General features: G+C 51.7%; 4 protein-coding genes. 2 read left to right on the top strand and 2 right to left on the bottom strand.

Annotation, left to right across the window (positions count from 1 at the left end):
• A partial coding sequence (locus tag HPT30_RS10425; RefSeq protein ID WP_175371341.1) for a hypothetical protein occupies positions 1-4,222 on the bottom strand: 4,222 nt, incomplete at its 3' end.
• A gap of 195 nt (positions 4,223-4,417) precedes the next feature.
• Between HPT30_RS10425 and HPT30_RS10430 the strand changes: the two genes are divergently transcribed.
• Positions 4,418-5,500 carry a YheC/YheD family endospore coat-associated protein gene (locus tag HPT30_RS10430; RefSeq protein WP_175371342.1) on the top strand — a complete coding sequence of 361 codons (1,083 nt, stop codon included), beginning with the start codon at positions 4,418-4,420 and terminating at the stop codon, positions 5,498-5,500.
• Between the two features lie 104 nt (positions 5,501-5,604).
• Positions 5,605-6,396 (top strand): archaetidylserine decarboxylase, encoded by a 792-nt coding sequence (gene asd / locus HPT30_RS10435; RefSeq protein WP_175371343.1) that lies wholly within the window; start codon positions 5,605-5,607, stop codon positions 6,394-6,396.
• A gap of 155 nt (positions 6,397-6,551) precedes the next feature.
• Here asd and HPT30_RS10440 read toward each other — a convergent pair whose 3' ends face one another.
• Positions 6,552-13,529 (bottom strand): glycoside hydrolase family 3 C-terminal domain-containing protein, encoded by a 6,978-nt coding sequence (locus HPT30_RS10440; RefSeq protein ID WP_175371344.1) that lies wholly within the window; start codon positions 13,527-13,529, stop codon positions 6,552-6,554.
• Between the last annotated feature and the right edge of the window lie 400 nt (positions 13,530-13,929).

Genomic DNA, 13,929 nt, shown 5'->3' on the forward strand with positions numbered 1-13,929 from the left:
CAGGCTGCAGATGCTGTCCGTTCACCGCTCCCTCTGCCAGCTTCACTCCTGTTATGCTACCGTCAGGCAAGAGATCGGACGTGTATACCTCCTTCGCCAAATGCGCAAGGGTGATACTGCCGGGTTTTACATGCCGCTCTTCCACACTTTGTTCGGCCAGATGCCCGCCAGTTATGCTATCAGGCTGCAGATGCTGTCCGTTCACCGCTCCCATTGCCAGCTTCGCTCCTGTTAAGCTGCCGTCAGGCAAGAGATCGGACGTGTATACCTCCTCCGCCAAATGCGCAAGGGTGATACTGCCGGAACGAATGTGACGGCTCTCTACGGTCTTTCCAGCTATATGCCCGCCGTATACGCTGCCCTGCGCGAGATGCACGGATCCAACGGAACCCGTTGCCAACTTTTCTCCGGTAATACTTCCGTCCACCAATAGTTCGGCTGTCTGCACCTCCTCGGCCAGATGCGCAAGGGTGATACTGCCCGGGAGGATATGGCGGCTATCGACTGTCTCGTCTGCGATATGCTTTCCATTTACACTGCCCGGGGCTAGATGGAGCGATTCTACAGAGCTTTCCGCCAGCTTGGCGCCGGTAATACTTCCGTCCACCAACAGTTCGGCTGTACGCACCTCTTCAGCCAGATGGGCGAGAGTAATGCTGCTTGGGAGGATGTGGCGGCTATCGACCGTCTCGTCTGCGATATGCTCTCCATTTACACTGCCCGGGGCTAGATGAAGCGAGTCTACAGAGCTTTCCGCCAGCTTGGCACCGGTAATACTTCCGTCCACCAACAGTTCGGCTGTACGCACCTCTTCAGCCAGATGGGCGAGAGTAATGCTGCTTGGGAGGATGTGGCGGCTATCGACCGTCTCATCTGCCATATGCTTCCCATTTACACTGCCCGGGGCTAGATGAAGCGAGTCTACAGAGCTTTCCGCCAGCTTGGCACCAGTAATACTTCCGTCCACCAACAGTTCAGCTGACCGTACCTCTTCAGCCAGATGTGACAGGTTAATGCAGCCAGGTATGATGTGACGGCTATCGACCGTCTCTGCTGCCAAATGCTCACCGTATACACTGCCCAGCGCTAATTGGGTGGAGCCTACGGAGCTGCCCGCCAGCTTGGCACCAGTAATGCTGCCGTCTGGGAAAAGCTCAGCCGTTCGCACTTCTTCTGCCAGATGCTGCATGGAGATACTGCCAGGTATGATGTGACGACCCTCTACCATCTCTCCGGCTAAATGCTCGCCATAAACACTGCCCGGAGCAAGATGAAGGGAACCTACTGCATCCTGCGCAAGCTTTACCCCGGTGATACTGCCGTCAGGCAGAAGATCGGCAGTCCGTACTTCTCCGTCCAAATGCTCCAGTGTAATGCTTCCGGGACGGATGTGATGGCCTTCTACCATCTCCCCGGCTAAATGCTCGCCATATACACTGCCAGGTGTAAGGTGGAAGGAGCCTACAGAGCCTTTTGCCAGCTTTTCTCCGGTAATGCTGCCATCGGGCAACAGCTCGGATGTCCGCACTTCCTCTGCCAGATGATCCATGGTGATACTGCCGGGGCGGATGTGACGGTTTTCTACCGACTGATCGTCCAAGTGCTGACCCTTTATACTATCCGGTGTAAGATGGACCGTGTCCACCGAACCTTCCGCCAACTTCGCTCCGGTAATACTGCCATCGGGTAACAGCTTAGCTGTCCGCGTTTCTTGTGCAAGATGCTCCAGCGTGATACTCCCATACACGATATGATGGCCTTCTACGGTATTCCCGGCTATATGCTCACCATACACACTCTCGGGTGTGAGATGAAGGGGACCGATGACGCTGTCGGCGAGCTTCTCTCCGGTAATACTTCCATCTGGCAGTAGTTCTGCTGTCCGCACTTCCTCGGCTAAATGCTGTAGTGTAATCTCACCAAGCTCGATATGGCGGCCTTTGACCGCACCGGAACCCAGATGACCTTCCCCCACACTATCCGCAGCCAGGTGACCAGCATTCACCGAACTCTTCGCCAGCTTCGTGCCGTCGATGCTTCCATTCTGAAGCTGAATGGACGAAATGGCGTTCGGGATAATATGGCCATTGCCGATAGAAAGTGGACGGATATGTGTTCCGCCAATACTTCCGATGGACAAATGCTTGCCCTGTAAGGCACTGTCGGCGACCGCGCTTGACCCGATCACCCCTGGAGACAAGTGCTCGGGAAGAACGGCACCCGCCGTCAGCTTGGATGAATCCACGCTACCGTCCGCCAGCTTGATCGAGGTGACCGATAAGTCACCAAGTTTATCCGTGGATACACTCTCCGGCGAGAGCTTAAGTGAAGTCACGGCATAATCAGCCAGGTGATGCGGCTGAACCGCCCCTGCGGATAAATGAATCTCCTTCACTGCACCGGAGGCAAGCTTGTCGCCCGAAACTGCGCCGGGTTGCAGAGCTGTCTCTGTCACACTGTTGTCCCCAAGATGCCGCCGCTCTACCGATCCCGGCGCCAAATGTTCGGCCTGCACTGCGGCACTCTTTAACACACGTCCGCTAATACTGTCATCGGACAAATGCTTCTCCCCTACCGTACCTTGAGCCAGATGATCCCCGCTGACCGCTTCCCGGGCGAGGGCATGACTGCCTACCGCACCGGCTGCCAATTTAGAGGTGGTAACTGCACCGTCCGCCAGCTTGCCAGAGGTAATGCTGAGTGGACGGAGATGCTCTTGACCCACAGCTTCCACTGCGAGCTGTCCCCCCGTAACAGAACCGGGACTAAGATGGAGGGTCTTTACCGCTTCCTCCTGAATCTGCTCGGGCCCCACTGCGTTCTCTGCCAGATGAGAATGCTCCACAGACTCCCGCTGGATATGAACAGAGGATACAGATTGCGCGGCCAGTTGTGGGCCGCGTACGGCTGACTTGGCGATGTGCCGGGTATTCACGGCTTCATCGGCCAGCTTGTGTGCCAGCACACTTTGGTCCGCAATTTTCGAAGCTGTGACCGCCTGCTCCACAAGCTGGGCGGTACCGACGGCCCCCTCTGCCAGCTTCACGAAAGAAATGCTTCGATCAGCCAGATGACGGCCGGTAATCTCCCCTTCGGCGATGTGTTCCCCCCCAATGCTGTCTGGGCTGAGATGCGTCGCCCGCACCGCTTCCGTGCGGAGCTGGCGCGATCCGATGGCGCCATCAACCAGATGGCTGCTGTCGATGATCCCGGACTGGAGCTGCTCCTTGCCGATCAGCCCGCTGGCTAGTTGATCCCGCCTGATGGCACCCGGCGCCAGATGCTGCGCCAGGATGACACTGTCGCCGAGATGACCACTTTCAATAATACCTTGGGCCAGCTTGGCACCCGTGATTCCGCCATCGGCAATCTGGTCTTCTGCCACCGCGCCGTCCGCCAGCTTCGAGCGGTCAATGCTGCCGTTAGCCAAATGGCGGCTGGCAATGCTGCCGCTTCCTATTTTGTCACCGGTAACGGCACCGTCTTCCAACAAATCCGACGTGATAATGAATTGGCTTAAATGACGGCTCTCTATCGAATGGTCGGCAATTTTACCGCCGTCCATTACGCGGTCTGCAAGCTTATCCGGACCGATGCTGCCATTCTTCAGCTTTTCTGCGCCAATGGAGTGGTCCAACAGCTTGCTTCCGGTCACACTGCCTTCTGCCAAATGCTCACCCGAAACAGCTTCGTGAGCAAGCTTGGAGGAGGTTACTGCCTTGTCCGCAATATTTATACTCTGTACGGCATAATCCTGTAGCCAAGGTGTGCCAATAATACCGTACTTGAGCTTGGAACCATCGATCGTGCGGGGAGCAATCTTGGCCCCGGTGACGGATGCATCGGACAGATCATCTGTATACACGGGCTGCAGACGCTCCTTCTCTGCCAGCCTTAAGACAGTTGTATCCGCTTCTTGCTCCTTCTGTGGAGTCACCTGATTCTGAACTTTCTCTTCCCGAAGCTGCTCTCCGGCAGGTACGACATTTGGCACGGCCACCGCCGCATCTGCTTCCGCCATCCCCACCGCGCTAATCTGTAATGCCTGCTGTGCCTCTTCATCCGCCTCTTCATCTGCCTCTGTAAAGCTAACTGGGCTCTCTTTCATTGGAAAAGCTTTTTGGCTTCTATCCAGCAGACTCAATTCCTCAGTGTTGGGATTATCTACGAAATAGGGTTTCTTTTTAGCAGAACGCGGCTGCTTTTTTGGGGTTCTCCTCACAAGCAGTCCCCTCCTTCCATCGAATGTATCTCCTAGGCATCATATGCAGCGAGGTAGGCGAATGACACCCTTCTGGCTCCGTAAAAAAGGGCGTCTGCCGCCGCGCATTCGTCCACCCTGATCAGGACGTACAAACATACACTAAGGAGAGAAGCATACTGCCGTAAGCGACTGAAGATAACAGGAGGAACGAACATGGGGCAACAGCTCGTAGGAATACTGCTTAATGCCGCAATGCACCGGGGCGTTCCCCGGCTGAGAACGGGACAGGAATCCCTTTCCAACTATGAGGAGGCAGCCGCTGTGTACGGCCTGGTCCCATGCTTCCTGCGTCTGGATGAAATCGATACAGATTCGGGCTTCAGCGCCGCCTATATAAAAGAAACCCAGGGATACCGGAGAGCCATCATCCCCACGCCCACCGTCATTCATAACCGGGCTATTTACCATCAGAACAGTTCTGGCATGAAAAGGCTGCTCCGCCATGGTCCCAGAGTCTTCAACGCCTGGAACCGTTATGGAAAGGACGAGATCCACACCCTTCTCCGGAAGAGCGCAGAGCTCCGGGACTTCCTGCCAGCTACGGCGCTTGGCCTGTCCGGGCTGAAGCTTATGATGGAGCGCTTCCCCGATCTCATCTTGAAGCCTTGCCGAGGAAGTATCGGCAAAGGTGTCATGCGTCTGATTCACCGGAATGCAGGGAACTGGACCTGGATTTACTACTCTGCCAGATCGCGGCACTGGGTAAGCGTTCCTGTTAGTATAGATGCGCTGCCACGGGCGCTGCGGAGTCATCTGGTCTCCGTGCCGTATCTGGTGCAGGAGCGCATTCCGCTAGCCGTCATCGGCCGCCGGCCCTTTGATCTGCGCGTCACCGTTCAGCGCGGCTGGGGCGGGGAATGGCAGATCACCGGCATGTTCGCCAAGGTGGCCGCCCCCGGCGGCTTCGTCTCGAACATTGCCAGAGGCGGCGAAGCGCTCCGTTCCAATGTCGCGCTGGAGAAGGCTTTTCCAGGCGAAACCGCTGCCCATCTTCGCATGTCGGTTGGTACGCTTGGTCTTGCCGTTGCACGTTGGCTGGAACAGGGCCTTCCGGAGCTGGCCGATGTGGGACTGGATATCGGTATCGCTGCGAACGGACGCCTGTTCTTCATCGAGTGCAACGGGCGCGATCAGCGCTACGGATTCCGCAAAGCCGGCCTGGCCGAGACCTGGAAAGACAGCTACCGCCGACCCATGGGCTATGCACGTTTTCTGCTGGAAAATGGCAGGCCTTAGTAGAAGGTTGTTGATTTGTCTCCTATTCTATGTCAATATAATGCAGAGCGGTTACGGTCCGGGTTCGCCGGGCCGTACTGCTGTATTATGGAAGGGAGATGGGCATGGTTAAACAATTGCTACGGCTGATGACCGAGCTGTCCTCACACAGATGGCTTTCGCAGGTGATGGGGGCCTTATCCCATAGCAGACTCAGCCGTTTCTTTATTCCGGCATTTATTCGTTCTTATCGTATTCCAGCCGCTGAAGCGGAAAAGAATCCCGAAGAATACCGTACGCTGAACGAATTCTTCAGCAGACGGCTGAAGCCTGGCATGCGTCCTGTTGCACCGGAGCCCAACGCGCTGGCAAGCCCTGTGGATGCGATGATTACCGCCATGGGAGAAATACAGGCCGGCACTATTATGAATGTAAAAGGCCAGGATTATAAACTGGAGGAACTGCTGAATCATTCCCCCCACCTGGAGCTGTACAAAAGGGGGTTCTTCTTCGTACTCTACCTGAGCCCCACCGACTATCACCGTATACATTCTCCGATTGCGGGACGCAAGGTGGAGAGCGATTATATCCGTGGACGGGCCTATCCCGTCAATGAATTCGGCATGCGGAACATGAAAGGCGTGCTGAGTCGCAACGAACGGCTCATTACCTATATTGCCGGAGACTACGGCGAGACTGCAGTAGTTAAGGTAGGCGCAATGAATGTCAGCAGCATCCGCTACGCGGATGACAAGGTAGTTACGTGGGAAAAAGGCGGCGATCTCGCCTACTTTGAATTTGGGTCAACGGTCGTGCTGCTCACTGAGAACGGTACCTTCTCTCCGCGCCCAGGCCTGCGGGTCAACACCAAAGTGAAAATGGGCGAACTGCTGGGTAGCCTCCATCGCCCACTGTAGTAGAGCGTTCTTTTACAATGACAATGAAAAATAAGGGTATCCCTGTCCGTATGTAAGAGCGGCGCCGGGATACCCTTGTTTAGTTACGCGAGGTGAAGATGGTTTTGGGACAGCCGGCAGACTAATGCAGTCTGCCAGCTCCTTTTAAATAGAGGTTATTGTACAGTTGTGCTTGTGAGGCCGGTATAGTAATCCAGTACGTTCTTGATAATCACAGCTGCTTCGGCTCTTGTGGCCGGTGCAGTCGGGTCCATTTTTCCGCCGGTGCCGCCATTGACAATACCCAGTGCTTTGAAGGCATAGACCGCCTCTTTGGCGTAGCCCGCAATGGAAGCATCATCCGGGAAGTCATGCTCGGTCACTTGCGGCAGCTCCACATTCAGCTTCTTCAATGCGTTGAATGCGATGACACACAAATCCTGACGGCTGATACTCTTGTTAGGAGCGAACAGGCCATTACCGATGCCGTTGATCAGATTATTAGACGTTCCGATATCAACAAAGGTTTTATACCAGGCTCCGCTCAGAACGTCGGTGAATGATTTCTGTTGGTCGCCCAGACTAAAGTCAAAGCTTTTGACAACCATAGCCAGGAATTCAGCACGGTTCACTTGGCCACTCGGATCAAAGCTTCCGTCCGTGCGCCCACCGATAATTTTTTTCTCAGCCAAGGCTGCTACTGCAGATTCTGCCCAGCTTGGAATCAACACAGCATCTTTAAATTTGAGACTCAATTCTTGCTTGATTTGCTCAGGTGTCTTGATGCCTTCACCTGTCGCTGGAGACTGAGGTTGTTGCTCTCCAGGCTTAACGATTTCCCCTGGAACAGATGGAGTAACCGGTGTGCTTGGGCCCGACCCGCCAGGCTGCTGCCCGCCTCCGCTCGAACCGCCATCACCACCTGAACTTCCGCCACTGTTAGGTCTGACGACTACAGAAATCTCCGCTTTCAGGCTTTGCGGATTAACTACACCTTCCGGCAGGATCAGATTCCCCGTAAGGGTGTATGTTCCTTCTGCATTACCGTTATACCCCTCTTGGTTCCATTGAACGGAAACGATCTTAATGTCTCCATTATTCAAAGTTACGGATACTGCTCCTGGCAGTTCCAGGCTATTAAAGCCAGTACCGTAAGCAACACTCTTGCCCGCCAATGCTTGAACGGTCTTAATTTCTGCCAGCTTAATGACTTCCGGCAGGACATGAACCGTAATAGATGCCTTCAGGTCGTCTGGATTAATTATTCCCTCAGCTGGCACCAGTGTGCCGCTCAAAGTATAGCTTCCTTCCTGATGACCATTGTAGCCTTCACTGCTCCATTTCACGGTGATATCCTTCGTCTCGCCAGTATCCAATGTCGCTGTAACTGAAGATGGCAGCTTCAATCCGGCAAATTCAGTTCCAAACGGAATACTCTTGCCTTCCAGTTCCTGCACTGCAGTAATCTTGGCAACCTTAACTACTTCCGGCAAGACATTAACGATAATGGAAGCTTTGAGATCGCTTGGATTGATCATTCCTTCTTCCAGCACCAATGTGCCGCTTAGGGTGTACGATCCCTCTGCATTGCCGTTGTAGCCCGCTGGGCTCCATTCAACCGCAAGTGCCTTCGTACCATACGTATCCAGTGTTACGCTAGCTGACGATGGTAAATCCAGCTTATCAAAGGTTGTTCCGAAGTCAACGCTTCTGCTCTCCAGCTTCTCTACTTCAGTAATCTTGATCGGGTGGGTGCCTTCCGGCAGTACGACCACTGTGATGGCCACTGTTTTATTGGCACTGTTCAGAACACTCTCTGGCAGCTCGAAGGTTCCCGCCAAGGTGTAGTTCCCTGCTTTGCCACCGTTGTAATCCTTGGTATCCCACTGTACAGTCAAGTTAACTGTCTTATGATTACCCAGTGTTGCTTCCACTTCTGGCGGCAGATTCAGTTCCTCTGCTGCAGTACCGAACGGTACACTGAGCAGCTGCGGCTGGGCAATCGAGACAATCTCTTTGGCCTGAAGATCTTCCTTCCATTTAGCGTAGAACACTGTACTTGCATTCAATACCGTCTGCGATGTCAGTGCACTGCCTTCCCCTGCCTTATTGTCATACCAGCCTTCGAAGAGGAAGTCTTCACGAACCGGTGCCTGCGGCAGCGTTCCAAAGGTTTCTCCCTTAAGCGCCTTTACTTTGGCTGCTGCCGGTGCCTCTGGATAATTGAGATCAAAGGTAACCTCAATCGGTTCGGCATAAATGAGTTCAATATACTGTAAGTTGGCGTTCAGTCCATTGAATCGCATATAGACATTTTGTTTTCCTGTTGCTTTGCTTCTGTCCAGGAAAGTGTCATCTGCTACATAGTGATCAATGTTGGCATTGCCCAGCGTTTGCTTGGTGCTAGCCATGCCATATCCGGTCCAGGCAGCGCCTGCCTTTTGAGCCAGAGTGATGCTGGCAAACTCATTTCCGTATTCAAAAGAACCGCCACCACTATAGGCATCAGCATACGCTCTGCCTTGTGTAGTGGATCGTTTTACCGGTTTTCCCGTGTTGTCTGCCTCCGTATAGAACTTGAAGGATGGAGCGGACGCGCCTTCACGGGCATACTGTACTCTGATTTCAGCCAGATTGGTCAGGTCAATCTGCCCAAAGTAGACAAGGTCATTGGAATTGACATAACTCATGGCATCCGTACCCGCTTCAAATCTGAATTGGGTATTGCCTGCATAAATCCATGGTGCGTTATACGCGTAGACTCGAGTACCGTTCTCCACGCTTTGCGTATCCTTTGGCGCCAGATTGACCGGCATGGATGAGGTGTTCAAATCTGCGATAGCCGCATTTAGAACAGCAATCGCGTCTGCAACAACCTCGTCATTGATCGGCTCCAGAAGAACACCCTTCACTTCTTCTAGCACAGCATTGAATTTGAGCTTTTTATAGGATGTATACGCATTCATATCAATGTTCTGTGCAGCTTTGATAGCTGCATCCAGCGCTGATGTGTCTACATTATCCTGCTTCAGCTGGAAGGTCAGCCAGTTGATATCAATGCCAGCGCTCTCAAAGACAATTCTGAGATTATGCTCGCCGGCAGATAATTGAACATCCGGAATTCTGAACGTTTTCCATTCGCCCTTGGTCGTAGTCAGATCGAAGGTGCCGAGATGTTTGTCTCCATCATAGACACCGAAGGACATTTGCGCGACATCGGACTGACTGGACCGAAGACGTGATGTGACTTTGTATGTGCCTGCCTTCTCCACATTCACTTTATAGGAGATCGCTTCACCTTTATTGGTGTTGGTGTAGCATAATCCGCCGTCTACATCGTTACAAGTGACCGGCGTGATAACTGGTGTAATGGAGGAGAACTCCGTCTCAGCCACCTTCAGTTTGGTGTTCTTGCCAATTTTCTTCACTGCCAAAGCCACATCACTTTTGATTCTCACATAGTCAAAATCAGCAATAAATGGCTCTGTGAGGACCTGGCTGCCGTTGGAAGCCAGTAATCCAAACTTCGGATTGGCATAATTCGCAGTTGTACTGCCGAGTGAAATATACTCTACGCCATCTGCACTAACATAACCGGAGTAGCTGTTGCCTATTTTTTTGAGGCGCAGATACAGCTCTTTCTTGTCGCCGAACACATTGGTCACCTGGCTGGCTGAGAGCTGCCCGATGGTTACAGGTGCTGTTCCTCCAGTTTCTTTGACCATACCTATGATTTTGCCGGTGCTAAATTCATACTTCACCCAAATATAATTGTTGTTATCCTGTGAAGCCGTAATACCCACGCCGTTATAATTCTGATTAGGCGCTTTACTCATATTAATCTTCACAGTAGCTTCCCAGTTACCAAAGGCTTCTTGCTGGAAGTAATTTCTTAGATCGGCATGATCGCTCCAGAAATCGCCTCTTTCAGCAATGATTCTCAAGAATCCGGGAACCGTGCTTAACGACCAGTTATTTTTATTTTCCACATTTGTAGCAGTTTCTTTATTAATGGTCCAGAAGCTGTTCAACGTGGTGCTGTCGAACTCGTCGCTTTGTGGTGTCGTACCAAACTGGATCACATAGGAGTTGGCTTGGTCGGTACTTACAGCTTTGATGGTCACTCTTTTATTAACGTTATCTACTGTGGCCTTTGCTGTTATGCCTGTGTTGGTTTCAAACGTAACTGCAGGCAACACAGCCCCGTTAGTGAGACCTACATCGTAACTGAATCGGGTCTGCGAGAACCCTTCGAGTGGTTTGCCGCCAACGGAAATACTCTTCAAATAGGCATAGGTCGGATTCTCAAAAATCGGCTCCAGACCTTCCTCTGATGAGAATATTACTTTATAAGTCCGTTTCTCTCCTCCGGCAGTAGCTGTAATTACAGCAGCTGGCCGATCTTTGTCGGCTTGTCGAACCGTTACGTCTACCCCAGCCATCCCTGTAGCCTTAACTTCCGGATATGTGCTGGTTTCATCCGTCTCACCAAACGCTTTGTAATCAAGTTTCAGCGGATTGAAGATTTTGATCTTCTTGCCGCCTACTGTAATCCCGGAGAGCTGCGGATCTCCGGCTTTGGCCGTACTTACCCGGAACCAATCTTTCCCCGGTGTATAATTGACGACATAATCAACTTTAGCGGTTCTTGCAAAAGCTGGAGATTGGATCAGGAAGTTCACAATATTTTTGGCAGAGCGCTGCAATTCGCCCACGGTCAGGCTACCGTTCGTAAGCGAAGCCATCGTATTGAAGGTGCTGTTATTCCGGTTTCTGTGAGTCTCTGCATTATTATTCGGAATGACCATGTACAAATCGTTTTGCGCGCGAACCATAGATTTGCCGTTCGTTTCGTCATAACGATTGGAAGTAGCATAGAAGCCTTGATCCTCACTCAACTTGGCCCACCAGTCTGTCATGACAATACCATCGAAGCCCCATTCTCCACGCAGGATGGTGGTATTCAGATCATAGTTACTGGCAGCCCAAGTTCCGTTGACCGGTCCATAGGACGTCATCACCGAGCGCGCTTTCCCGCTCTTTATTGCCATCTCATAGCCCTTCAAATAAATCTCGCGAAGTGCTCTTTCCGAGACGAGTGCATTGACAAGGTGTCTGTCCGTTTCCTGGTTGTTAGCCACGAAATGCTTGAGTGTTGGTGCGGTACCGTTCTTCTGAAGGCCTTTTGTCTGCGCAGCAGCCATAATACCTGTCAGCAGCGGGTCCTCCGAGAAATACTCGAAGTTTCTGCCGTTCAGCGGACTTCTGTGGATATTGATCCCTGGTCCAAGCAAAGTGTCAATATTATTGATCAGCATTTCTTTGCCGAGCAGGTCGAACAGTCTTTCATTCAGCTCAGTGTTCCATGTGCAGGCCAGCATCGTCCCGTTCGGAATACTGGTTGCTCTCTCTGCGTTGGTCTCCATCCGGATGCCCGATGGGCCGTCGGCAGCACTGTCGATCGGAAGCCCGAATTTCAGCAGGTTTTGGGTGACGCCGCCAAATGCTGCAGCAGTACCTGCAGTAACTTTAGGGCTGGACATCCCTTCCCCTAGAATAATCGCCCCCAGATCATTGTTGGAGAATTGAGCAATGAACTGGTCTATCGTAACTTTTTGATTGTACACGTCCAATAAGGTGTAGCCCTTGTCTCCTGTTTGCGGTATGGCCGCAGGGAGGTTTTGCTTAATTCTCTCATCCAGGTTGTTACTCCGTGTCGGTACCTTTTCAGTAACTTCACTAAAGGTTCCGTCACCCTTAGGCGCACCTGGTTTAATACGGTCAAAGTTCTTCGTCGGTGCGAGCGCTTCCTGCAAAACTTCTACAACCTTCAACTGAGGCAATGTATACGTCTTTTGCTTCACGCTGTCTCTTACGCTGTTCCCTACAAAAATGTTATAGTCACCGGCCTCCAGAACATAGGAGGAATCGTGACCTGTAATTCCGCTGTCATCATACGAAGCCATATCTTTGGTATCGTACGTAATCGTGATTGACTGAGATTCCCCAGGTTGAAGCAACCGGGTTTTGGCAAAAGCAGCAAGTTCCTTGGTTGGCTTGCCAAGCTTCCCTTGCGGCGCGCCGTAATACACCTGCACAACTTCCTTACCTTCGGTTTTTCCCGTATTCTGCACAGTTACGTTTACAGCAACTTCATCGTCGCTGACGTTAACATTATTCGTAGTAATCTTGAAATTGGTATAGGACAGTCCGAATCCAAATGGATAGAGCACCTTTTCAGGAGCAAAGGTCTCAAAATAACGATAACCTACATAAATGTCCTCGGCATATGCATTTTCCGTTCTGCTGCCAAAATTGGCTGTGGAACGATAGTCAGCCAGTGTAGCTGCAATCGTATCACTCAATTTGCCGCTTGGCGTAACATCTCCGGTCAGCACGTCGGCTACTGCACTGCCGCCCTCCATTCCCCCCTGCCATGCATAGACAATAGCAGCTTTGGGATAGTTCTTGGCCCATGACATATCGATAACGTTGGCTACGTTCAAGACAATCGCAACCCGATCGAATTTGGCATACACCTTGTTAAGCATATCTACTTCAAGATCCGTGAGACGGTAGGCGCCTTTGACGTCCGTGTTATCCTTGTCTTCACCGGCTGTTCTGCCGATGATGACCACAGCTGCGTCAGATTTTGCCTTTGCTGCATCCACGATAGGATCTGTTAAAGGCATTTCCGCCTGAGACCACGGCTCGGCTGCCCATCCGCCACCGCCATTGTTAAAGGGGTGTGTTTTGATCCACTCCGCATAGATTTTCGCCAGATCTTCATTCAATTTGAGGCTGGGATTATTCCGTAGCCCCTCCAGAATGCCATTCACATACTCCACACGAACAGCTCCGCCGGAGCCTGTGCCGGATTTGTAGTAATGCGCTTGTATGCGGCCAAACACCGATACATTTTCACTCTTCTTGATCGGAAGCACTTGTTCATTCTCGTTCACTTGTGCCCCGGCAGGTTTATACCCCGGATTTTGCAGCAGCACAATCCCTTCGGCGGCTACTTCTCTGGACACATCCGCCAATCCCGGCAGAACCTTGGCCAAAGCAGGAGAACTGGTACCCGGCGTTATGATTGAGGCTAGCAGGATAAAGCAGAATACAATCTTAAGTAAGCGGTTACAATTTTTCCTCATTCCTATACACCATTCCTTTCGTTTAAGGGATAGCTTGAGAGATTCACTTTAATAGAACCCGATCGGAGTCAGCAAAAAACGACACGTAAATACACGAACATTCATTTATTATATAATATGGGGTTATTTGTTAATCAGAGGGATTATACTTCCGATATTGCTGTATCTATTAGTAGCGTGGAATTCGGAATTGCTCAAGAACGGGTTACAATCTCAGGGGATCACCTCCAATATTACAGATTTATATTTGTTGAAACGAAAACCGGACCATAACTTCCAAACACCTGTAAGTGTGAGAATATTCATTGATTCCCCCTTTGCTTGATTAGCTCATCTTGATAGTAGCATCAGAATTTTCATCCTAACATAGAAAATCCTCATCCGTTCCATGAATATCCTC

Source organism: Paenibacillus agri, from assembly GCF_013359945.1.
In the GTDB taxonomy this organism is placed as follows: domain Bacteria; phylum Bacillota; class Bacilli; order Paenibacillales; family Paenibacillaceae; genus Paenibacillus_AQ; species Paenibacillus_AQ agri.